The organism is Thermococcus radiotolerans (assembly GCF_002214565.1).
Taxonomy (GTDB): Archaea; Methanobacteriota_B; Thermococci; order Thermococcales; family Thermococcaceae; genus Thermococcus; species Thermococcus radiotolerans.
Genome location: NZ_CP015106.1, coordinates 1684105 through 1706579, shown reverse-complemented (window position 1 = coordinate 1706579; position 22475 = coordinate 1684105). Strand labels below are relative to the sequence as shown.

24 protein-coding genes and 1 other RNA gene are annotated in these 22475 nt (G+C 56.7%); 12 read left to right on the top strand and 13 right to left on the bottom strand.

Features of this window, described 5'->3' with window-relative positions:
- Positions 1-172 precede the first annotated feature (172 nt).
- The 5 genes from A3L10_RS09430 to A3L10_RS09410 all read left to right on the top strand — a co-directional run bounded on the left by A3L10_RS09430 (position 173) and on the right by A3L10_RS09410 (position 5859).
- On the top strand, positions 173-2047 hold the full coding sequence (locus tag A3L10_RS09430; protein ID WP_088867372.1) for an OPT family oligopeptide transporter: 1875 nt from the start codon (positions 173-175) through the stop codon (positions 2045-2047).
- Between the two features lie 53 nt (positions 2048-2100).
- Positions 2101-2463, top strand: coding sequence for a PqqD family protein (locus A3L10_RS09425; protein ID WP_088867371.1), 363 nt, complete (start codon positions 2101-2103; stop codon positions 2461-2463).
- On the top strand, positions 2450-3715 hold the full coding sequence (locus A3L10_RS09420) for a M20 family metallo-hydrolase (RefSeq protein WP_088867370.1): 1266 nt from the start codon (positions 2450-2452) through the stop codon (positions 3713-3715). The genes A3L10_RS09425 and A3L10_RS09420 overlap by 14 nt, the downstream gene beginning before the upstream one ends.
- A gap of 88 nt (positions 3716-3803) precedes the next feature.
- Entirely contained in the window at positions 3804-5084 is a 1281-nt protein-coding gene (locus tag A3L10_RS09415) for a serpin family protein (protein ID WP_088867369.1), read from the top strand.
- A 31-nt stretch (positions 5085-5115) separates the two neighbouring features.
- Positions 5116-5859, top strand: a complete 744-nt coding sequence (locus A3L10_RS09410) for a methyltransferase domain-containing protein (protein WP_088867368.1) — start codon at positions 5116-5118, stop codon at positions 5857-5859.
- A 4-nt stretch (positions 5860-5863) separates the two neighbouring features.
- Here A3L10_RS09410 and A3L10_RS09405 read toward each other — a convergent pair whose 3' ends face one another.
- Genes A3L10_RS09405 through A3L10_RS09375 form a run of 7 tightly spaced genes read right to left on the bottom strand, consistent with a single transcriptional unit; the run spans position 5864 to position 10919 of the window.
- A complete protein-coding gene (locus A3L10_RS09405) occupies positions 5864-6097 on the bottom strand; it encodes a lipoyl domain-containing protein (RefSeq protein WP_088867367.1) in 234 nt (77 codons plus the stop codon).
- 8 nt (positions 6098-6105) lie between these two features.
- Positions 6106-7110: an alpha-ketoacid dehydrogenase subunit beta gene (locus A3L10_RS09400; RefSeq protein WP_088867366.1), complete on the bottom strand. Its 1005-nt coding sequence runs from the start codon at positions 7108-7110 to the stop codon at positions 6106-6108.
- Position 7111: 1 nt separating this feature from the next.
- Entirely contained in the window at positions 7112-8116 is a 1005-nt protein-coding gene (locus tag A3L10_RS09395) for a thiamine pyrophosphate-dependent dehydrogenase E1 component subunit alpha (protein WP_088867365.1), read from the bottom strand.
- 54 nt (positions 8117-8170) lie between these two features.
- Positions 8171-8617 carry an OsmC family protein gene (locus tag A3L10_RS09390; RefSeq protein WP_232460977.1) on the bottom strand — a complete coding sequence of 149 codons (447 nt, stop codon included), beginning with the start codon at positions 8615-8617 and terminating at the stop codon, positions 8171-8173.
- Complete coding sequence (locus A3L10_RS09385; RefSeq protein ID WP_088867363.1) at positions 8614-8916, bottom strand: DUF6506 family protein; 303 nt, start codon at positions 8914-8916, stop codon at positions 8614-8616. Before A3L10_RS09385 ends, A3L10_RS09390 begins: the two co-directional genes overlap by 4 nt.
- A gap of 27 nt (positions 8917-8943) precedes the next feature.
- Positions 8944-9927, bottom strand: coding sequence for an alpha-ketoacid dehydrogenase subunit beta (locus A3L10_RS09380; RefSeq protein ID WP_157726929.1), 984 nt, complete (start codon positions 9925-9927; stop codon positions 8944-8946).
- On the bottom strand, positions 9915-10919 hold the full coding sequence (locus tag A3L10_RS09375) for a thiamine pyrophosphate-dependent dehydrogenase E1 component subunit alpha (protein WP_088867362.1): 1005 nt from the start codon (positions 10917-10919) through the stop codon (positions 9915-9917). Before A3L10_RS09375 ends, A3L10_RS09380 begins: the two co-directional genes overlap by 13 nt.
- Before the next feature lie 161 nt (positions 10920-11080).
- On the opposite strand from A3L10_RS09375, the gene A3L10_RS09370 reads away from it, so the two are divergent.
- The 3 genes from A3L10_RS09370 to A3L10_RS09360 are packed head-to-tail and all read left to right on the top strand — an operon-like array spanning position 11081 to position 13141.
- Positions 11081-11326, top strand: a complete 246-nt coding sequence (locus A3L10_RS09370) for a biotin/lipoyl-containing protein (RefSeq protein WP_088867361.1) — start codon at positions 11081-11083, stop codon at positions 11324-11326.
- 4 nt (positions 11327-11330) lie between these two features.
- A complete protein-coding gene (locus tag A3L10_RS09365) occupies positions 11331-12149 on the top strand; it encodes a dihydrolipoamide acetyltransferase family protein (protein WP_088867360.1) in 819 nt (272 codons plus the stop codon).
- A gap of 11 nt (positions 12150-12160) precedes the next feature.
- Positions 12161-13141: an NAD(+)/NADH kinase gene (locus A3L10_RS09360; RefSeq protein ID WP_088867359.1), complete on the top strand. Its 981-nt coding sequence runs from the start codon at positions 12161-12163 to the stop codon at positions 13139-13141.
- Here the strand turns inward: A3L10_RS09360 and A3L10_RS09355 are convergent.
- Positions 13138-13941, bottom strand: a complete 804-nt coding sequence (locus A3L10_RS09355; RefSeq protein WP_088867358.1) for a lipoate--protein ligase family protein — start codon at positions 13939-13941, stop codon at positions 13138-13140. The two genes, A3L10_RS09360 and A3L10_RS09355, sit on opposite strands and share 4 nt — an antisense overlap.
- Before the next feature lie 143 nt (positions 13942-14084).
- Positions 14085-15275, bottom strand: coding sequence for a class I SAM-dependent rRNA methyltransferase (locus A3L10_RS09350; RefSeq protein WP_088867357.1), 1191 nt, complete (start codon positions 15273-15275; stop codon positions 14085-14087).
- Between the two features lie 70 nt (positions 15276-15345).
- Between A3L10_RS09350 and A3L10_RS09345 the strand changes: the two genes are divergently transcribed.
- Positions 15346-15654, top strand: coding sequence for a DUF5748 family protein (locus A3L10_RS09345; RefSeq protein ID WP_088181461.1), 309 nt, complete (start codon positions 15346-15348; stop codon positions 15652-15654).
- Between the two features lie 9 nt (positions 15655-15663).
- Here the strand turns inward: A3L10_RS09345 and A3L10_RS09340 are convergent, their stop codons facing one another.
- The 3 genes from A3L10_RS09340 to A3L10_RS09330 form a co-directional block, all read right to left on the bottom strand.
- Positions 15664-16791 carry a tripartite tricarboxylate transporter permease gene (locus tag A3L10_RS09340; protein ID WP_088867356.1) on the bottom strand — a complete coding sequence of 376 codons (1128 nt, stop codon included), beginning with the start codon at positions 16789-16791 and terminating at the stop codon, positions 15664-15666.
- On the bottom strand, positions 16773-17939 hold the full coding sequence (locus tag A3L10_RS09335; protein ID WP_088867355.1) for a hypothetical protein: 1167 nt from the start codon (positions 17937-17939) through the stop codon (positions 16773-16775). The genes A3L10_RS09340 and A3L10_RS09335 overlap by 19 nt, the downstream gene beginning before the upstream one ends.
- 66 nt (positions 17940-18005) lie before the next feature.
- Positions 18006-18755 carry an ATPase domain-containing protein gene (locus A3L10_RS09330; RefSeq protein ID WP_088867354.1) on the bottom strand — a complete coding sequence of 250 codons (750 nt, stop codon included), beginning with the start codon at positions 18753-18755 and terminating at the stop codon, positions 18006-18008.
- A 278-nt stretch (positions 18756-19033) separates the two neighbouring features.
- Here A3L10_RS09330 and priL point away from each other — a divergent pair, with 278 nt between their 5' ends.
- From priL to A3L10_RS09315, 3 genes are read left to right on the top strand one after another with little or no spacing between them, the layout of a single operon-like run.
- Positions 19034-20251: a DNA primase large subunit PriL gene (priL, locus tag A3L10_RS09325; RefSeq protein WP_088867353.1), complete on the top strand. Its 1218-nt coding sequence runs from the start codon at positions 19034-19036 to the stop codon at positions 20249-20251.
- Positions 20244-21317 carry a DNA primase catalytic subunit PriS gene (priS, locus tag A3L10_RS09320; RefSeq protein ID WP_088867352.1) on the top strand — a complete coding sequence of 358 codons (1074 nt, stop codon included), beginning with the start codon at positions 20244-20246 and terminating at the stop codon, positions 21315-21317. The genes priL and priS overlap by 8 nt, the downstream gene beginning before the upstream one ends.
- Positions 21314-22162 carry a DMT family transporter gene (locus A3L10_RS09315; RefSeq protein WP_088867351.1) on the top strand — a complete coding sequence of 283 codons (849 nt, stop codon included), beginning with the start codon at positions 21314-21316 and terminating at the stop codon, positions 22160-22162. Before priS ends, A3L10_RS09315 begins: the two co-directional genes overlap by 4 nt.
- On the opposite strand, the gene rnpB is transcribed toward A3L10_RS09315, so the two are convergent.
- An RNA gene (rnpB, locus tag A3L10_RS09310) (RNase P RNA component) lies at positions 22148-22469 on the bottom strand. The genes A3L10_RS09315 and rnpB overlap by 15 nt on opposite strands.
- Positions 22470-22475 lie beyond the last annotated feature (6 nt).

Below are 22475 nucleotides of genomic sequence, written 5' to 3'. Positions count from 1 at the left end.
GTACATTATAACATTTGGTCCAAGGGTATACATGACTACATCTGCTTGTATTACTAAATGTTACACTACAATGACAAATATTTTGTAGAACTTGTAAAAATGCCGATTTAGCAAAACATTTTTAACATCAGAAGTGTTCACTCACTACGCCACCATTCGGGAGGTGTAGGTTATGGAGTTAAAACCGTACATACCACCTGAAAAATCACTCCCAGAATACACCGTCAAGGCTTTTATTTTGGGTATAGTCCTTTCGATAGTAATGGGCGCAGCGAACGCCTACCTTGGAATGTACGCGGGAATGACGGTAAGCGCCAGCATTCCAGCGGCAGTCATCTCAATGGCCATACTCTTCGCGTTCAAGGACAGAAACATCCTGGAGAACAACATGGTCCAGACTGCCGCTTCAGCCGGTGAGTCGCTCGCGGCGGGAGTAATCTTCACGTTCCCGGCGCTGGTCGTTCTCGGCTACTACACGACCTTCCCGTACTACATCGTGACGCTGATAGCAGCGCTCGGCGGTTCCCTCGGTGCGCTCTTCACCATCGTGCTGAGGAGGGCTTTCATCGTCGAGGAGAGGCTCCCATATCCTGAAGGTACCGCCTGTGCAGAGGTTCTCATAGCGGGTGACAGGGGCGGAAGCCACGCCAAGCCGATACTCTACGGTGGAATCTTCGGCGGCATCTTCAAGCTCTTCGGAAGCTCGGGCCTCTGGTCTGGAACCGTCGAGGCCGCAAAGATGGTCGGTTCTCGCGTTTACTACCTCGGAAGCGACCTCTCAGCGGCGCTCATAGCCGTCGGTTACATCGTCGGCCTCAACATAGCATTCCTCGTCTTCCTCGGAGGTGCCATAGCCTGGTTCATAGCCATCCCGCTCTACGCGGGCCAGATGGGTCACACAGACCTCAGCCCGCTTGACCTCGCGTGGACCATCTGGAGCACCAAGATCCGTTACATGGGTGTCGGTGCGATGGTCGTCGGTGGTCTCTGGAGCCTCATCAAGCTCAGGAACCCGATAAAGAGGGGTATCAAGGCAGGCCTTGAGGTTGCAAAGAGGAAGCAGTCGGGAGAGGCCATACTCAGGACCGAGGAGGACCTTCCGCTCAACTACGTGCTGGTGCTCATAGGAGCATTCGTCGTTCCGCTGTTCCTGCTCTACTTCCACATCATCGGCTCCATCGGAATCGCGGCAATAATGGCGGTGATACTCCTCATAGTCGGCTTCCTCGGAAGCTCGATAGCCGGCTACCTCGCGGGTGTCGTTGGTTCCTCCAACAACCCGGTCTCTGGAATCACCATCATGAGCCTGCTCTTCACGGCATTCGTCCTCAAGGGGCTCGGCCTCAGCGGAATGGAGGGCATGGCAGCGACCATACTCGTCGCGGCCGTCATATGTACCGCTGCAGCTATAGCCGGTGATACTATGCAGGACCTCGCCACCGGTTACTTCGTCGGCGCCACCCCCAAGAGGCAGCAGGTCTTCGAGATAGTCGGAACCTTCTTCGCGGCCCTCGTCATGGCCCCGGTGCTCAACCTGCTCATCCAGGCCTACGGTATAGCCGGAACCCCGACGGCAAAGGAGAACGCCTTGGCTGCCCCGCAGGCGTTCCTCATGGCCAAGGTCACCGAGGGTGTCTTCACCGGCAACCTCGAGTGGAACATGATATACATCGGCGCAGGAATAGCCATAATCCTCATAATCCTCGACGAGATACTCGCCATGAAGGGCTCCAAGTTCAGGACCCCTGTCATGCCGGTCGCGGTCGGTATCTACCTGCCGCTCAGCCTCGGCGTTCCGATATTCATCGGCGGTCTCGTCAGACACTTCGTCGGCAAGGCCAGGGGCAGCGACGAGGAGAGCCCGACCGACCCAGGAGTCCTCGGCGCGGCCGGACTCATCGCTGGTGAGGCCCTCATGGGCATATTCTTCGCCGCCCTCATCGTTGCAGGCGTGGCACCGAGCTTCGGCTTCAGCAGCAACGTCCTCGGTGTCGTCCTTCTGGCCGGAATAGCGGTCTGGCTCTACATGACCGGCAAGAAGAAGTGATTTCTTCTTTTCCCTTTCCCAACCTTTAAATTTTGAACGCCGGAGGAATGAGCATGGAGGAATACATGAACCTCGTGCCAGTGCGCAACGAGAAGGTCGAGCTGAAGAAGATCGAGGGAAAGTACTACCTTCTCATACCGATGGAATCCAAGCTTGACTTTCTGGCGAGGAAGCTCCACGGCGAGCACAGAAGGATAGAGCTCGATGAGATAGGGGCCTACACGTGGGAGCTCTGCGACGGGCGGAGAACCGTCAAAGAAATAGGAAAGGCCCTGAAGGCACGCTTTGGGGACGAAGTTGAGCCTCTTTACGAGCGTCTGATAACGTTTCTTTTCGAACTGGGGAAAAGGTACCTAGTTGAGTTTAAAAACGGAAACGAGCTAATCTACGGTGGTGATAGGAATGACAGAGCTTGAAAAAATCTCAAAGGAGATTGAGAAGCTCCAGGACGAGATGGTTAACACCCTCGTCGAACTGATTAAAATCCCCGCCATAAGCCCGGACTACGGCTATGAGGGTGAGTACGACAAGGCCCAGAAGCTGCTCGAGATAATCAAGGACTGGCCCTTCGACAAGGTTGAGGTCTACAACGCACCCGATGAAAGGGCCAAGAACGGCGTCAGGCCGAGCATTTTGGCCTACTACTACGGCCGGGACGGCGAGAAGAGCCCGAGAATATGGATTCTTACCCACATAGACGTCGTTCCGCCCGGGGACATGAGCAAGTGGACGGTCACGGAGCCCTTCAAGCCGATCGTCAAGGACGGCAAGGTCTACGGGCGCGGAAGCGAGGACAACGGACAGAGCTTGGTGGCTTCACTCTACGCGGTAAAGGCCATGATGAACCTCGGGATAAGGCCGAAGAGAACGGTCATCCTGGCATTCGTCAGCGACGAGGAGACCGGCAGCAAGTACGGCGTCGAGTGGCTCATGAGGGAGCACCCGGAGCTGTTCAGAAAAGACGACCTCGTTCTGGTGCCCGACGGCGGAAACGAGGACGGAACCTTCATCGAGGTAGCCGAGAAGAGCATCCTCTGGCTCAGGGTGAAGGTTAGGGGCAAGCAGGTTCACGCCAGCATGCCCGACAAAGGCCTGAACGCCCACCGCGTCGCCCTTGACTTCGCCTACCACCTCGACAAACTCCTCCACGAGAAGTACGGCGAGAGAGACGAGCTCTTCGACCCACCGGAGAGCACCTTCGAGCCGACGATGGTTCACGGCCCGGCCGACAGCCCGAACATAGCTCCCGGCGAGCACGAAGTAGTTTTCGACTGCAGGATTCTGCCGAGGTACAGCATAGACGAAATTCTGAAAGACGCCGAGAGGCTGGCCGAGGAGATCAAAGAGAAGTACAGAAAGGAGTTCGATGGAAAGGTTCTGCCGGAGATAGAGTTCGAGATCCTCCAGCGCATGGACGCCCCGGAGCCAACCGACCCGAACAGCGAGATAGTGAAGCTCCTCCAGGAGGCGCTCAGGAAGCTCCGCGGAAAGGAAGCCAAGGTCGGAGGAATAGGCGGCGGAACCTTCGCGGCATACTTCAGAAAGCTCGGAATTCCAGCGGTTGTCTGGGCGACGCTTGACGAGATGGCCCACCAGCCCAACGAGTACGCCTGGATAAAGAACCTAGTCGAGGACGCCAAGGTCATGGCGGCCCTGGCTCTTCTCTGATCCCCTCTTCCCATTTTGTTTCAAACGCGATTGAAACCATCGCCAGCCATTTATATCATCCCGCCCAACATAACCCAGGGTGAACCGCATGAGATACGTACTGGCAGTCCTGGTCATCTTTATGGTCGTTGCGTCCGGCTGCATAGCCGGCGGGGGTAACGGAACGTCAACCATCCCCCAGAACTCCTCAAGCGAGACGTTTACCCCTCCGATGACCGGGAACGACGTTCTGAAAGAGGGGCAGGAAAAGGCGGTTGTTGAGGGCCTAAATGCTTTTACCTTCGACCTGTACCGCGAGCTGAGCGCAGATGGGGGGAACGTATTCTTCTCGCCCTACAGCGTGGAGGTCGCCCTGGCGATGGCCTACGAGGGGGCGAACGGGAGCACGCGGGAGGAGATGGAAAGGGTCCTGCACCTGCCCGGGGACGACGAGGCCAGGTGGACGGGCTTCAGATACCTGATACTCTCCCTTAATCCATCGAATGGGCCCTACGTCCTCAGCACCGCCAACGCGCTCTGGGTGCAGAAGGGCTACCCCGTGAACGAGCGGTACCTCTGGATAATCAGGGAGTTTTACCTGGGCGACGTGAGGAACGTGGACTTCGTTAGGGACCCGGACGGAGCGGCGGAGGAGATAAACAGCTGGGCCGAGGAGCGGACGAGGGGCAGGATAAAGGACCTCATCCAGAAAGGAGTGCTGAACGAGTACACAAGGCTCGTGATAACCAACGCGATATACTTCAGGGCTAACTGGTCGAGGAGGTTCGACCCGGGGGACACGGCCAACGAGAGCTTCACCCTCGCCTCGGGCGAAAAAGTAATCGCGCCCATGATGCACCAGAGGGGAACCTTCAACTACACCGAGAACGACGAGCTCCAGGCCCTCGAGATGCCCTACGAAGGGGGAAGGCTGAGTATGCTGATAATACTGCCCCGGGACAACTCCCCCACAGGCATCGAGGGAAAGCTCACGCCGGAGTTCATCCGGGAGCTCAGGGAGAGCATGAAGCCGGAGCTCGTCGACGTGACGGTTCCCAAGTTCAGGTTTGAAGCGAGCTACTCGCTGAAGAAGCCGCTCATCGACATGGGCATGGGGGAGGCCTTCAGCGGTGGGGCGAACTTCTCGGGAATCACCGACGCCGAGAGGCTCTTCATAAGCGACGTGATACACAAGACCTTCATAAGCGTTGCCGAGAACGGTACCGAGGCGGCCGCGGCGACGGCGGTTATAATTACGGCCGCCTCCGCACCCGGGGAAGAGCCGGAGTACAAAGTATTCAAAGCAGACCATCCGTTCCTGTTCCTCATAGTGGACAGGGAAACGGGGGCGGTACTCTTCATGGGCAGGCTGATGGACCCGAGGGGTTGAGCTTTTAAGCCCCCCACCCCCAACTCTTTTCATGCCAGCATGGAAGGATGGAAAGCTCGGACTGCCGGTAAAAGAAGCCGTGAAGCTGTTTCCGGAGCTGAAGGACTACCTTGACGAACGCGGAAGGCTCGACTTCTCAAACAGAGAAGCGAGGATACTCTACAACAGGGCTATAGCGAAGGCGGTCTTCGGGCTGGAGATAGAGTACCATCCCCGCGGGCTCGTGACAACGCCTGTTTCCCGATACCTCTTTCTGAAAACCTTCATCCGTGGCGGCGAGCGAGTTCTGGAGATTGGAACCGGTCACACCGCCATGATGGCCCTCATGGCCGAGAAGCTCTTCAACTGCGATGTTACCGCAACGGAGCTCGACGGGGAGTTCTTTGATTACGCGAGGAGGAACATCGAGAGGAACGGAGCCGGAGTTAAGCTCATCAGGAGCGACGGAGGGGTAATCAGGGGGGTAATTCCCGAGGGCGAGCGCTTTGACGCCATCTTCTCCGCCCCGCCCTACTACGAGAGACCAACAAAAGGCGTTCTAACGGAGAGGGAAGGTGTTGGAGGGGGTGAACACGGCGAGGCCTTCTCTGTAAGGCTCATCGAGGAGGCTCTGGAATACCTGAAGCCCCGGGGAAAGGTAGCTCTCTTTCTTCCGAACAAAAAGCCGCTGATAAAGGCCATAACAGAAAAGGGAGAAGAACTGGGCTACTCCGTGAGGGACGTCCGCTTTAAAGCTGGAACGCGGTGGAGGCACAGTTTGATACTGAAAAAATGAAAGGTCAGGTCACTATAAGGCCTATCACCTGGTCCTGAGCCACCTCCTCGTTCTCCTTCACCAGGATCTTAAGCCTCCCGCTCGCCGGGGCCTTAACGTGCACGGTGACTTTCTCTATCATGACCTCCGCTATCTCCTCGCCCTCCTCGACGGGATCGCCATCGTTCTTGTACCAGCTCAGCAGGACGCCGGTCTTTTCCTCCTTCGTCGTCCGGGGTACCCTGACCTCTACCTCCATTCTGCCCCTCACCCGACCATGTCCTTCACTGTTCTCACTATCTTCTCCTTGTCAGGAAGAACGAACCTCTCCAGCACCCTGCTGTACGGAACCGGAACGTCCGGGTAGGCTATCCTCCTCGGCAGGGCTTTGAGCTCGTTCCCTATCCTCTCGACGACGGTGGCTATTATCTCGCCGCTCATCCCGTAGCTCATGTAGTCCTCGTCCACGACGAGAAGCCTTCCGGTCTTCCTGACGGAGTTTACGAGGGTCTCCTTATCGAGGGGAACGAGGGTTCTCAGGTCAATGACCTCGGCGCTTATCCCGTCCTTTTCGAGCTCTTCGGCCGCCCACAGGGCCTCGTAGACCATGCGAGATACCGTCGCTATGGTCACATCGTCACCCTCCCTCACGACCTTGGCCTCACCGATGGGGACTGTGTAGGGCTCCTCGGGCACTTCAACCGCGGCTTCATCAGGGGAAGGCATCCATCCGAGCCCCATGAGTCCCTTGTGGAAGAAGTACATGACCGGATTGTCGTCCCGTATGGAGGATATCATGAGTCCCTTGGCGTCGTAGGAGTTGGATGGAATTACTATCTTGAGTCCCGGAACGTGGGCAAACAGACCGTAGAGGCACTGGGAGTGCTGAGCCGCGTCGCTGTAGCCTCCGCCGATGGCTGTGGTTATGACTATGGGCATCCTAACCTGTCCGCCCGACATGTAGTGCGCCTTGGCGATGTGGTTGTATATCTGATCCATCGCCACACCGAAGAAGTCAACGAACATCAGCTCGACTATCGGCCTCATGCCCTTCGATGCGGCTCCGAGGGCGGCGCCTATGAAAGCTGATTCGCTTATAGGCGTGTCCCTGACCCTCTCGGGGCCGAACTTCTCAAGGAGCCCGTTAGTTGCACCGAAGATTCCACCGTAGGCACCGATGTCCTCGCCCATAACGAAGACGTTCTCATCGCGCTCCATTTCCTGCGCTATCGCCTCGGCTATCGCCTTGTACATGGGAAGCTTCCTCGCCATTTCACTCACCCCCCGCAAAAACGCCCTTCAGAGCTTCTTCCGGCTCAGGATACGGGCTGTTGAGGGCGAAGTCTATGGCCTCCTGAACTTCCTTCTCGTTCGCTTCCTCGATCCTCGCCAGCTCTTCCTCCGTGGCGATGCCCTTCTCGAGCAGCAACTTCTTAAAGTTGGCCAACGGGTCCTTCTCCTTCGCCAGCTCGAAGTCCTCCTTCGGTCTGTAGAGCTGCGGGTCACCTTCGAAGTGCCCTCTAAGCCTGTACGTTCTGACCTCTATGAGGCTCGGCCCCTCTCCGCGCCTCGCCCTTTCAACGGCCTCCTTGGCAACTTCGTAGACCGCTATAACATCGGCACCGTCAACGCTGACCCCCGGAATACCATAGGCCTTAGCCCTCTCGCTGTTCTTGGCGACGGCCGTTGACTTGTCCTTCGGAACGGAGATCGCCCAGCCGTTGTCCTCTATCAGGAATATAACCGGTAGCTTCCAGACGGCTGCAAGGTTGAGCGCCTCGTGGAAAGTTCCCTGGTTGGCCGCCCCATCGCCGCCGACTGCAACCGCCACGTAGTCCTCACCCTTCAGCTTGGCCGCGATGCCAACCCCAACGGCCTGCGGGAAGCTCGCACCGACTATACCGCTACAGCTGAAGTTTTTGGCCGCGTCAAAGAGGTGCATGTGGCCGCCCTTGCCCCCCGATAGGCCGGTGGCCTTGCCGAATATCTCGGCCGTCATCTTCTTCAGGTCGACCCCCTTCGCTATCGCGAAGTGGTGGGCCCTGTGGGTTCCTATAACCGCATCTTCGTCCTTGAGGTGTACGCACACGCCAACGGCCGCCGACTCCTGACCTGAGGATAGATGTAGCTCTCCGGGAATCGGACCGGCCGAGATGTCAAAGCGCGGACTCTTTCCCTCGTAGTACCACTTCGCCAGCGTCTCTTCGTACGTCCTAATCTTGTGCATAGTCCTGTATATCTCCAGCAGGGTTTCCTTAGGTATCTCCTCAACTCCCATTCTCTCACCTGCCTTTTCCGTTGATTTTAGCTGGACAAGAGCAAAAAGAAAAGATCACTCCTTCAGCACTATCCGAATCGGAGTTTTGTTTTTTAGGTTGTCAGTGACAGGACAGCGCTCCTCTACTTCCTTCAAAAGCTCCTCAATCTTTTCCTTAGGGGCATCGGTCTTCAGATAAACCGAGACCGTCACTTCGGTGAAGCCTGCACGTCCCTCTTCTGAGACACCCTGGAACTTTGCAGGGTTCAGCTTTCCGGTGATGGCCAGCTCGAGCGACTCCACGGATATCCCTTTCTCCCCTGCGATTCCCCTGATGGTAACGTTTAGGCAGCCAGCCAACGCCACGAGGAGGTACTCGACGGGATTCGGCCCCTCATCCGTTCCCCCTATCTCGGCGGGTTCGTCAACGAGAACCTCAAAATCCCTGACCTTCGCGAGCAGTTTCGTGTCCGAGAGGGACTTCCCGGTTACGTAGAACGTCCATTCCTCCAAGACTATCACCCGAAGATACTATCCCCGCTTTTGCCCTCCAAACCGGGGTGAACGTCGAACCTCACGACCCCCACAGGAACCTTTCCTCCTACGGCCTCAACGACTCTGGCAACACCGATATGACCAAAACCTCCGCACAGCTCTATTGCCGCAATCCCATCCTCAACGAGCTTTTTTGCAACTTCACAGGCCTCGTCGTAGTTTTTGACGCCGACAACGTGGAGTTCCACCATTGGAGTCCTAATGATCGCTCTGTGCTCTCTAGGGTTTGCTTCAGGTGCAACGAACATGAAAGCGGCCTTCAGCATAGTTTCGCCTCCAAAAAAAAGGGAAGGTCAGAGAACCTCCCTGACCGCGTTCTCTATTCTCTCTGCGGAGGGTATCCACTCGTTTTCGAGGGCTGGGCTGAATGGAACGGGGGTCGCCGGCGGTGTGATTATCTTGACCGGCGCCTTCAGGTGCTCAAAGGCCCTGCTGGCGGCGAGTGCCGCTATGTCCGTGGCGAAGCCCGCCCTCGGGTAGCCCTCGTCAACAACGACCAGCCTTCCGGTCTTCTTGATGGAGTTCAAGATAGTGTCTGTGTCTAGGGGTACAAGCGACCGTGGGTCAACGACCTCGACGCTCACACCTTCCTCCGCGAGCTTCTCTGCAACTTCCAAGGACTTGTGGACCATTGCGGCCGTTGCCACTATCGTCACGTCCTTTCCTTCCCTCTTCACGTCCGCCTCGCCGAGGGGTATCGAGTAGGGCTCCTCCGGAACCGGACCCTTAACCGCGTAGAGCCCCTTGTGCTCTATGAATATTACCGGATCGTCGTCCTCTATCGCCGAGATCAGCAGTCCCTTCGCATCGTAGGGCGTGGACGGCATGACAACCTTGAGTCCAGGAACATGGATGAAGAGGGCATGGAGCGACTGAGAGTGCTGGGCAGCGGCTGAGAAGCCAGCACCGCACGTTGTTCTGAGAACCATGGGTATCCTCGCCTTTCCGCCGAACATGTACCTCATCTTCGCGGCCTGGTTGTATATCTGGTCATAGGTAACTCCGAGGAAGTCTATGAACATCAGCTCCACGACCGGCCTCAGCAGACCCGTCGCCGCGGCGCCAACCGCGGTGCCCACGAAGCCGCTCTCTGCTATCGGTGTGTCCCTGACCCTCTCGGGCCCGTACTTCTCGTAGAGCCCAGCCGTCACCCCGTAGATTCCCCCGTAGAGTCCGACGTCCTCGCCCATCACGACGACCTTTTCATCCTTTCCCATCTCGTAGTCCAAGGCCTCGTTGAGCGCCTGTGCGAAGGTTATCTCCCTCACCACTGCCATACGAGCACCCCCTTGGTGGGCGTGGAGAAGACGTCTTCAAGGAGCTCCTCCTTCGACGGCCACGGGCTTTCTTCAGCGAACTTAACTGCCTCCTCGATTTCCTTCCGGGCCTTCTCCCAGATTGCATCGAGCTCTTCTCTCGTGGCGATCCCCTTGGCGAGAAGCTTCTCTTCGAAGAGCTTTATAGGGTCCTTGTTCTTCTTCCACCACTCTACTTCCTCCTTTGACCTGTAGACCTGCGGGTCGCCCTCGAAATGGCCCCTGAACCTGTAGGTCTTGGCCTCTATCAGGGTGGGGCCCTCGCCCCTTCTGGCGCGTTCGATGGCCTCCTTGGCGACTTCGTAGACCGCCAGAACGTCCTGTCCGTCAACGCTTACACCGGGGATTCCATAGGCTTTGGCCCTCTCGGCCACGCTCTTTATCGTCTGCTGTTTGTCGTAGGAGAGGGATATCTGGTACTGGTTGTTCTCACAGACGAATACAACGGGCAGCTTCCAGATGGCGGCGAGGTTTATTCCCTCGTGGAAGTTCTGCTGGTTCGAGGCACCGTCACCGAAGAAGGCAACGGCGACGTTATCGAGGCCGTTGAGCTTTATTCCCAGGCCAGCGCCTACGGCATGTGGGATTCCTCCCCCAACCATGCCGTTGGCTCCCAGCTCGCCGACGTCGAGGTCGGCTATGTGCATCGAACCGCCCTTTCCCTTTCCGCTTCCTGTCTTCTTCCCGAACAGCTCTGCCATCGAGGCCTTCACGTCTCCGCCCTTGGCTATGTAGTGGCCGTGCCCCCTGTGGGTGCTCGTTATGAAGTCCTCCCTCCGGAGGTTGGCCATCACACCGACGGCGACGGCCTCCTCCCCGACGTATAGGTGTACAAAGCCTGGTACCTTGCCCTGGGCGAAGAGTTCCGCAACCCTTTCCTCGTGGACCCTTATCCTCACCATGGTCTCGTACATCCACAGCAGGGTTTCCCTAGGTATTTCCTCAACCGGCATGGCATTTCCTCCTTCAAAACGTAGATTACTCACCAGGTTATTTCCAAGAAGAGATTTGAACACTATACTAATGAAAAAACCTCTATATACGTATTTCGCAAGTATTATATAGGTTAATCCAGCTATTGCCCTTGTAATCTGTAAATTTTGGAGGTAATATTATGAAAAAAGTAAACGTAATAATGCCGAAGCTCGGCATGACCATGAAGAAGGGAGAAATCGTGGAATGGAAAAAGAAAGCCGGTGAACACGTCAAGAAAGGAGAGGTCATCGCGGTAGTTCAGTCCGAGAAGCTCACCAGTGAGATAGAGGCACCCGAAGACGGCCGCCTGGTGGAGATACTCCACGACGTGGGTGCAGAAGTGCCCGTCGGGGAGGTTATAGCCATAATAGAGGCGGAAGAGTGATCGCATGACGGACGAAGAGGTCAGGATGATAGCGGAGCAGTACGAGATAGACCTCTCGAAGCTTGAGGGCTCCGGACCGGGTGGCGAGGTAACCCTCGAAGACCTTGAGAGGTACATCAAAGAGCACTTCTACCCGAAGGTTCTGAGAGAGGTCAAGCTCATCGGGATAAGGAAGGTGATAGCGGGAAGGCTCTCCGAGAGCTACCGAGAGGCAGTCCACGTCACAATCAACATGGAGGTGGAGATGGACGGGCTCGTTGAGATGAGAAAAAAACTTACCGAAAAGCTCGGGAGGAAGCCCTCCTACACCGTGCTCATGCTGAAGTGCATGGCAAAGGCAATCAGGGACTTCATAGACGTGAACGCAACGATGGACGGGGACAAGATAACGGTTTACGACGACATCAACATAAATGTGGCCATAGACAGCCCGATAGGACTGATAACTCCGGTAATCAGGAACGTTGACGAGAAAAGCCTTGAGGAACTTCTCGATGAGTACTCCGACCTCGTGGAGCGGACGAAGAAGGGCCTCCTGAAGGAAAAGGACTTCGTCGGGGGGACCTTCACGGTCACGAACCTGGGAATGCTGGAGGTTGACTCGTTCACCCCGATAATAAACCCACCCCAAGTGGCGATTCTGGGCCTCAATAGAATAGCCGAAAAACCGGTTGTGAGGAACGGAGAGATAAAAAAGGCCAGGGTCATGACCCTGTCCCTGAGCTTCGACCACAGGGCGATAGACGGTGCTCCAGCAGCGAGGTTCTTGGGACGGGTGAAGCACTACCTGGAAAACCCCGAAGAAGTCTTCGGAGACCTGTGAGGGGCTGAAGCATGAAGAAAGGAGTCGTCGGGATAATAGCCAATCCGGAATCCGGAAGGGACATAAGGCGGCTGGTCGCCCACGCCAGCGTCTTCGACAACATGGAGAAGGTCAGCATAGTCGAGAGGCTCCTCCTTATACTCCAGGAGCTGGGGGTGGAGAAGGTAATCGGCATGCCCGAGACCTTCGGGATAATCCCCGGCGCAAAGCGGGCCGTGGAGGAGCACCTGAGCATCGAGGTCGAGCTGATGGATATGAAGATATTCGGGGACTGGCGCGACACCTACAAAGCGGCCGAAAACCTCAGGGAGGAGGCGTCGGTCATCGTGGTGATAGGTGGCGATGGAACCAACAGGATAGTGGCGAAGGCCTGCGGGGACACGCCGATAATGCCCATCTCCACTGGAACCAACAACGTCTTCCCATACATGATAGAGGCCACGATAGCCGGAGAAGCCGTGGCGGCGATAGCGACCGGAGTCGTAACGCCGGAGGAAGGAACCTACAGGACGAAGAGGATAGAGCTCTTCGAAAACGGCGAGCTGAGGGACATAGCCCTGGTAGACGCGGCCGCAACGACTCACTCCTTTGTCGGCTCAAAGGCCGTGTGGAAGCCGGAGTATCTCCGGGAACTCGTGGTCAGCCGTTGCTCCCCCTCAAACATCGGACTCAGCTCCATCGCCGGAATCCTAAGGGAGGTAAAGGAGGAGGACGATTTCGGGCTGTATCTTGAGATAGGAAAGGGCAGACCGGTAAAGGCTCCGATAGCACCGGGAGTCTTCAAGCGGGTTCTTATAGGTGAGGTCAGGGAGGTAGCCCTCGGGGAGGAGATTGAGATACGCACCACTCCAACCCTCTTCGCCCTCGATGGCGAGAGGGAGGTCGAGATGGAGGGCGAGATAACCGCCAGACTCACAAGAACGGGACCGAGGGTGATAGACTACAGGAAAACCCTCAGGCTCGCGGCGGAGAGGGGTTTCTTCGAGGGTTAGAGGCCCAGCCCTCTCAGTTCCGTTTCTACGTTTTCCTCAATACTCGCCAGATGAGATGAGGGGAGCCTGAGGTTCCATTCTTCGTGAGAGTACTTGAAGCGGTAGAGAATCCTGGCAACGTCAAGCTCCTCCTTCGACGGCTCATCCACGTAAGCGTCCTCCGAAAGCACCTTGGAATACCCTCCAATCAGAGCATCCATGACACTATCCACATCGAGTCCCTCAACGAACTCAAGGAGGTTTGCCACGCGGTACTTCACAGGGTCAACGGAGGGCTTGAGTCTCCCCGGGACCCTGAGTAGAGCCCGGAGTGTCATTAAATCCGCATCAACCAGGACAGAGCCGTGTAGAAAGAGAACACCCCACCTGATGCTCGCGGCGGTTCCCGAAACCTTTCTTCCGTTCACGACAACGTCGTTCGTGTTCCTGAGGTAAGGGGAGAGGCCCAGGGACTCGAGGGCGGTGAGCGTGCCCTGGAGGACGGTCCCGTAGAGGTACGATATGGGGAACTCAACCTCTCTCTTCATGACTATTGAGTAGTTCACGCAGCCCCGGTCTAGGTACACGGTACCCCCACCGCTGAAGCGCCTGATGAGGGGGATTCCCTCATTACTGGCCACGTCGAGATTGACGTCCTCCTCGGCGCTTCTGAAGTACCCGAGAACGACGGAGCGTGAAGTCCTCCAGAGGCGAAGGGTGTCGGGAATCTTATCCCTAGCCCGCAATCTGGCCAGGGCCTCCTCAAAGGCCAGGTCGAACTTTGGGTCGCCGCTATCGAAGACCAACACCCGGAGGGACATGGTTAAGGATTGTCGGTGAACACTATAAAGTTGGGGGTAGAAAAAGCATTAATTGTGAACCCCCAATCTTTAACGGCCGCGATGAAGAGAAAGCACCTCCTCTGAGACCGGCGTGAGTGCTGAGACGCCCACGGACGGAGCGGCTACTTCATGTCCTCAACGTAGAGGAAGAGCGCCTTGAGGTACTCTGTGTCCTTCGAGGCCATGAGTATCGGGTGGTCGGGAGCCTGCGTTCTGTAGGGTTCAATGAGCTTGAGGAACTTGCCCGCCTTGGCCGCGGCCGCTATCACCATATCCTTGAAGGCCTGCATGTCAACGTGCTGGGAGCACGATGCCGTGACGAGTATGCCACCCTCCTTCACCAGCTGTAAACCGGCATAGTTCACGTTGAAATATGCCCTAAGCCCGCGCTTGAGGTCCTTCTCATGCTGGACGAATGCAGGTGGGTCGAGGATCACTATATCGAACTTCTCGCCCCTCTTTATCATCTCCTCCATGATCGGGAAGGCCGAGCCAACGACGTACTTCATCCTATCCTCGACGCCGTTGAGCTTGGCGTTCTCCTTCACCATGTTGATTGCCCAGGGGGACTTGTCGACGGCGACAACTTCATCCGCCCCGGCGACGGCGGCGTGTATCGCGAAGCCGCCAGTGTAGGTGAATACATCGAGAACCCTCATTCCGGGTTTAACGTACTTCTCTAAGGCAATACGGTTCTCCCTCTGGTCAAGGAAGAAGCCCGTCTTCTGGCCGCGCATATCGACGATGAATCTCGCCTTCCCCTCCTTGATTATCGTCCTGTACTTCTCCTTGCCGAGGAGGACGCGCTCGATTTCTGGCAGGCCCTCCCTGCGCCTGCTCCTCCCCGTGTTCTTCTCGAAGACGGTCTCGATTTCAGGTTCAGCCTCCATGATGGCCTCGGCCAAGTCGAGCTTGAACTTCTCCATCCCGATGCTCGAAATCTGGAGCGAGGCTATCTCGTTGAAGCGGTCAACTATAAGGCCGGGGAGGTAGTCCGCCTCGCCGTAGACCATACGGTATGCCCTGTCGTAGCCGAGGACCTTTTTCCTGTACTCGTTGGCCCTCCTAATCCTCTCGCGGAAGAGCTCCTTGTTTATCTCAACGTCTCTGTCCTTGGTAACGAGCCTGATCATGATGTTGGAGTTGGGGTTGACGAATCCCTTTCCAAGGAACTTGCCGCCCCGAGTGTACACCTCGACAACGTCGCCGGGTGAAAACTCGCCCTCGGTTCTCACAACACCCTTTTTGAAGACTATCATCGCGCCTTTTCCTATCGCCCTCGCGGCCTGGGCGTCAACTATCACCTTCGCCATCTCTCACCACCGGTTGAAGTTCGGCGATAGGTATATAACCCTTAGCGTCCTATATTATGCCGGTGATTCTATGCACTTCGAGGTAGTGAAAGAGTTTCTCGAGGAAATAGGGGCGGATTGGATAGAGATTGACGGCGAAATCCACCTTGAGCCGGAGGTCTTCTACGAAGTCTGGAAATACGTCGGCCAACCCGACCTCGGCATGTACACGATCGAAGACGAGGTCGTCGAGCCCGGTTCTTACGATCCGCCCGAGAAGAAGTACGTAAGTACGAAGAAGATTCGGGTCAAGAAGGCGTACTTCACTACGCTGGACGACAAGAGAATAGTAACGGACTACAACGAACTCCAGAGGATTCTGAAGGAGAAATCTCCCTGATTCCTCTTCTTATCCGATTATTATTTGGAGCATGAGAACCCCCATACAGTTCGTTCTTTTGACGCCGAGGGCCATTGCCAGAAGCCCTATCATGGCTCCCCCCGTAAGGACGAGGAGTCCCAGGAGGCCGTCGAAGTACAGGGAGAGAAGCAGGAGGGCAACCACAACCGTACCGTTCAGGAGCCTGTAGGGCACACGTGACAGGGCCTTGAGTATGATGGCCGCCAGCGGCTCGCCGTAACTCAGAACCAGAAGGGAAACGAAGAGGGCCGCCAGGGCGTAGTACGGCAGGAATCCCACGGCATCGGGGGTCATGAGCGCCACGATGCCGTTTCTCACCCTCCCGGTTTCCAGGAAGTTCACGAACGAAAACAGGAAGTTGGCGGTGTTGACGGAAAAAACGACCGTCAGAAACGAGCGCTCGTCCCTGGAGAGAAAAGAGCCAATCAGAGCCGCCTGAGAGGCGGTGAACGCTGGGATCAGCGAGGCCATCATCCCAAGGAGGGTTCCCAGAAAGGAGAAGCCCATGAAGCGTTTCAAGTCCATTCTGATTTTTCCATCGCCTCCCGATAGGCTCCAGGTCCCATTCACGATCGCCATAACGAGCACAGGCAAACCGAAGAGCCCCGTGAATAGGTGGTAGTACGGCTGCCTCAGGGGGAGCCGGAAAGCTAGGACTCCCAGAAGGCCGGAGAGAATGAACACCAGAGCCGCGTGGAGCTTTTTCAGGCCCCTCTCGGTGAGGATCAGGAGAAGGGCCAGAAAGCATACGACCGCCCTCCCAATTTTTGGATTGTAAGCGCCCGCCAGCACGGGATAGACGGGGGAGAGGAGAATCGTCATGAAAACCGCCAGAAAGCTCGCCCACAGCGCTATCCTAACGACCTCCATGGCCCTTCCGCGGAGAACGAGCCTGTGCGCCGGCAGGATTCCAAGGGCCGTTCCCTCGTCAGGAACGCCGAGGAAAGCCGACGGAACGACGTCCAGGAACGTATGGGTTAAACCCATCGAGAAGAGCAGCAGGTTCCCGCCTATCCCCGCGGTCGCTAAAAAAGCTCCAAGGGTGTTCACGTGGATTCCGGGGAGGATACCGCTAATGGTTCCCGCGAGGACTCCGCTCAGCAGTTCCCGGAGCAAAGGTCATCACCCGAAGCAACTTCAAAGGCGGGCATGTTCCTGTAGGTGGTGAAGAATCCGTAGGCCGTTACTGGCTCGTTAGCCTCGAGGGAGACGTTGAGTGACTTCCTGAGTTTGAGGAGAACCCAGCAGTCGCCGTTGGTGACGTTCGCCAGTCCAAAGCCGTTCCTGTAAACCCTGAGCCATTCAACCCATCCGGCTATCCTTGCAAAGGCCCCGTCAGAGAAGGAGCATATCCCGTTGGGCAGCCCTTCCCTGGGCTCGATGACTTCGCACTTCAGGCAGTGGAGTGAAGACCTCCTCCTGACGGCCTCAAAGTGAATCCTGTCACCGACCCTGGCCCGGAAGTTGTGGAGCCTCAACCCTGTGCAGTCGAGCTTCAGGGAGCGACCGGCTGCAATTACGGTGCAGTTACCGACGGCGATGTCCCCGATGGACGCCTCTGAAACCGGAACCCGCTCCGCGCGGCCCGTTACGACAACATCATCGGGCGAATCAACGATGAGGGAAAGCTTTGAGTAGAACCTGACTATTCCCACCACCCTCACGCGCTCCCCAACTTCGAGGCTTGTGCCGTAGGGGAGGTAGAGAACAACCTCCTCGCTTCCGTTCCAGATCACGGTTCTTGAGCCGTTGTAAATCACGGTTCCCTCGACGACCCATGGCATGCTCTCTCTGGGCTTCCCCGGAAACCCAAGAACCCTGTATCTGAGGGGATAGAACCTGTTTCGATACCAGATGCCCTCGATCCTCACGATTCGACCCTTTTCCACGGGGAGAGCGACCGCCAGCCTCACCCTCTCGGGCGTCAATATGTAAAGGTCCGATGACGGCCAGTAGGCGCCCTCCACGGTGGAGAGGGGAAAGTCCGGCTCGGCCGGCTCTATTCGGGCATCCCTGAGCCTTGCTCCAGAGGTCGTGTTGTACATCCTCCCCACGGCCCGGTAAACCCGACCCTCCTGAAGGGATGCGTACACTCCCACCGTGGTCCGTCCATCGCTCAGGAGCGAGAAGGAGCCCGAGGAGTACACGCAGACGCCGGTGAACTCGTCGGAGCCTCCCGTGGTTGCGCCGATGTGGGCCATGACCAGCAGAACCACTAACGAACCAATCAACAGAACAACTGTCAGTCTTTTATTTGTCACCATGTTTGGTAGTAAGAATTGGACCTTAAAAACTTACCCCATTAACGGTGGGGGTGGAAAAGAAGAGGGTCAGTAGACCTCGCCGCTCGGGTAGACGACGATGCCTTCCTCGTTGATCTCGAATGGGTACTTCTTCATGGAGTGCTTGGTCTCGCGCATCTTCCTGATGAGGAGGTAGCGCTTCAGTTCGACCTCCTTCTCAACGAAGTCCAGGAGGACGACGCCCCTTGCTATGTACTCCTCCATTCCATAGCGGCTTATTCTACCCCTGCTAGGGTCGGGAGCCTCGGTGGTCAGTATCGAGGTGACGCCCATCTCGAGGAGTATCGTGTTGAGCTGGAGAAGAACCTCCCTTATCTTGCCCTCCTCCTGGAGTCTAAAGGCTATGGAGGGGATCGAGTCTATCACCAGCCTCTTGGCGTTTATCGCCTTGACGACACGGTATATGTAGCGGAGAAAGTCCTCGGCGTTGAGGTTGCCCTCGAGAACGTACTGCTCCTCGGAGGGTAGCCCGACAACCGCGCTGACGCCGTCCACTATGGCTATCTTCCTCTCCCTCTCGTACTTTTCAAGGTCCCATCCGAAGGCAAGCATCTCCCTTCTAAGGTCCTGCGCCCTCTCCTCAAGGGTGACTATGACTCCGGGTTCGTTATGCTCAGCGGCACCCTTGTAGACGAACTGAACTCCAAAAGTAGTCTTACCGCTTCCAGTTGGCCCTGTAACCAAGACGGTCGTCCCCGCGGGAAAACCACCCTCGATTAAATCGTCAAAACCAGGGATACCGCTTTTTACTCTTTTGACGGTGTATTTCATGACCATCCAAATCACCCGTGAAATCTTTACGAACTCTCTCCTTTGTCTAATATAACATCTGGAACCAAAGAGATATAAAACTTTTGGGGTGCAAGTGGCCACTCACGTTTAAATCGATATATCCCGGGGATTGTTCGGAAGTTCGCGCTATTTGGGGCTGCAAGCGCCACAAACGGCCGCCCTAAGGGTTTTTGGAGAATCCGTAGTTGGGAAATGTATAATCCACAACCACCACGGAAACCGTTTTATGCTCCAACATCCACCTATCGATGAGAGGTGAAGCCATGCTTGATCCCTTCGGAGATAGAGCCAAGCGGCTCGTCAAGGAGGAGTTCGGTGGAATAAGCGAACTGCTCTCAATCATCCCCTCCTACGTGGGAATAGACCAGGCCATAGAGAGGGTCTCGTGGGTGAAATCGGGCGAGATTCCGGAGGAGATTCTCGGACTTGGAGACGTTCAGGACCTGCTGACGTTCTACGCCCTTCTGGGAGCCCTTGCGTTTTCACCCTACGGCATAGAGATGGAGCTCGTAAAGGAGAGCAACGCTAAGATATACTCCGAGAGACTTAGACGGGCGGGGAGGATAAGGGGAACCTCAATCGCCCTGGAGAGCGTGGATACAGCTGAGATACCCACCAGGGACAGAACGATACTTGAGAGAACCCACCACCAGGAACTCCCACCGGGGGAGAGGGAGAGGCTCAGGCTGAAGTACAAAATACCCCTCGGAAAGCTTCTGGAGCTGTGGGACGGCAGCCTCAAGGAGGTGTACATCAGGAGAGGCTACGCCTACCTCACGGAGGAACAGGGACTGAGGCTGTGGGAGAGGTCCTTCGAGAGGAACTTTGAAAGGGCGGTGAACCTGCTCTATGAGGTGAGGGACGAGCTTCCGGAGTACTACCTCAGGCTCTACGAGAGACTCGGGGAGGTCGCGAGGGAGCACTTCAAGGAAAGGCTCGAAAGGATGGGCTCGGCAGAAGCTCAGCCGCTGCGCTTTGACCTCTTCCCTCCGTGCGTTAAAATCGCCCTCGGGGGCGTTCCATCCGGACTGAGGAACTACGCTATAACGGTTCTCCTCACGAGCTTCCTGAGCTACGCGAGGCTGTGCCCCAATCCCCCCAGGAGGGACGTCAGGATAAGGGACTGCGTGAGCGACCTGAGCATCGTTGAGAAGGAGATACTTCCTGTGATAATCGAGGCTGGCAACCGCTGCAGCCCGCCACTCTTCGAGGACCAGCCCCACGAGGTCAAGAACATCTGGTATCACCTCGGCTTCGGCCTGACGGACAAGCCAACCCTCGAGGACAGCGGAAACTCCACGTGGTACTTCCCGCCAAACTGCTCTAAGATACGGGCAAACGCCCCGCAGCTCTGTAAGCCGGACAGACACTGCAGGAACATCAAGAACCCGCTGACGTACTATCTGAGACGTCTCTACCTTGAAAACAGAGGAAAAGCCGGCGAGAAGGAAAGCGTCGAGGGCGGTGAGGAGAATGGCTGAGCTGTTCAGGGAGGCCACGCTGAAGGAGCGGAAACTCTACTACTCGAAGGAATGGAGCCCCGCGAAACTCCCGGACTTCATAGTCGAAACCTTGGAGAACAGGGAGTTCGGCTTCGACCACACCGGAGAGGGACCGAGCGACAGAAAGAACGTCTTCCTTGATGTTCGCGATCTGGGCGATTACATACGAGCAACGGCCCCGTACGCGATATACTCCAGCGTCGCCCTCTACGAGGAGCCCAAGGGCATGAGCGGCTGGCTGGGAGCCGAACTCGTCTTCGACATAGACGCGAAGGACCTGCCGCTGAGGAGGTGCTCCCACCTTCACGAGCACGGCCAGGTGTGCCCGATATGCCTCGAGGACGCAAAGGAACTGGCGAGGGACACCCTGGTGGTTCTCAAGGAGGACTTCGGCTTCGAGAACGTCCACGTGATATACTCCGGGAGAGGCTACCACATCCGCGTTCTGGATGAATGGGCACTGGGTCTTGACGGAAAGGCCAGGGAGAAGGTGCTGGCTTACGTCAGTGCCGCAGAAGAGTTAAACTACAAGAAGGACATTGAAAGTAATATGATAATGCTCTCCTCCGGCTACCACCGAGTGTTTCGGCTGAGGTTTGGATACTTCATAAAAAGAATTAACAAAAACCACTTAGAGAACTTTGGGTTAAGTCCAAAGCAGATTCAGGACATCCTTGAGAACACAGAAAAGATCTACAAGGAGTTTGTACTAAACGCGAAATCTCCCAACGTGTCTTTTCCTGGCTCCCTTAAAAGACCTCCACGAAAGGGCGAAAAAAGAAGTGGCCTCATGATACTCCTCAATGCATCAAGTACGTTCTCAAAGGCATACTTTGACGGAAGGGTCACTGTTGATGTTAAAAGAATCCTGCGCCTCCCATCGAGCCTCCATTCCAAAGTCGGCCTCGTAACGACCTACATCGGCCCGGACGAGAAAAAACTTGAGCGGTTCAACCCATTCGAGGATGCGGTTCCCAGATTCAGAAGGAAAGAGGTCAGGGAAGCCTACGGGGAGTGGCTGGAAGAGCACGGGGATGAACTGTGAACGGAAGGATAAAGATAGCCACGGCGATGCTGATATGGGGCAGCGTGGGGATATTCGCACGCTTCTCGAACCTATCCGGCCTAGGGGTCGCCTTCTTCAGAGTGTCTCTGGGCGCCCTCCTGCTCCTCGCCATCCTCCTGAGAAAGAGGGAATGGCTCCAATCACTCCTCCCCCTCCTGAAGGCCAGGTGGAAGCCCCTCTTGGCTCTGGGCGTTTCCCTCGCCCTGAACTGGGTCTTCCTGTTCACGGCGTTTAACTACACCACCATAGCCAACGCGGTTCTCGTCTACTACCTGGCCCCGATAATAGCGACGGTTATCTCGTGGAAGTTCCTGGGGGAGAAACTGAGCCTGAAGAGCTGGCTCCTTATAGGCACTGCCTTCGCCGGGCTTATCCTGATCATGAGCGGCCAGAACGTTGACCTGGGCGACAGGGACTTCATAGGGATTCTGCTCGCCCTGGTGGCGGCCTTCTTCTACGCCCTGATACCGAACCTCGGAAGGTTCCTGCGTGGAATCGAAGGCAAAACGCTGACTTTCCTCCAGCTCGCGATAGCATCGCTCGTGCTCGCTCCGTTTATGGCCCTCTCGGGCGCCGGAGAACCTGCCTGGTGGGCGATTTTCATTCTCGTTGCGGTTCACACAGTTCTGGCGCTGTTCCTCTACATGGACGGGCTCAAGGATGTCGAGGTCAACGAGGCGGCACTCCTGAGCTACCTAGACCCCATGAGCGCGATAGTCTACGCCTTTTTAATATTCGGGGAGGTTCCGGGAATAAGAACCGCGATTGGAGGGACCCTGATACTCCTTGCATCCCTGCTGGATATCAAGGCGAGGGGGTCGTAGCCCGCCTTCTGTCTCAAGGGGACATTCGACTGAGCGGCCTACCACGGGGCTCCCACCGGGAACTCATCGCCCCTTCCTCGGCCTTGCACCCCGCGGGACGGCCGTTTCACCGGTCCCCGACGGGTCGTCTGCGGGTTAGCTCGGGCACCGTCGCCGGGCCCTTCGCCGCTTTCATCCCCATGCCCGCCGGGACGTGTCGTTTCTGCGCCGTTGCCCTCCCTCTCGGGAGGTGCCTTGCGGCACCGCGGCCCCGGTGCGGTGGGCGGAACTTCCTCGGGAGTGCCCCGAGAGTCCCCGACCCCCTCGCCGAAGG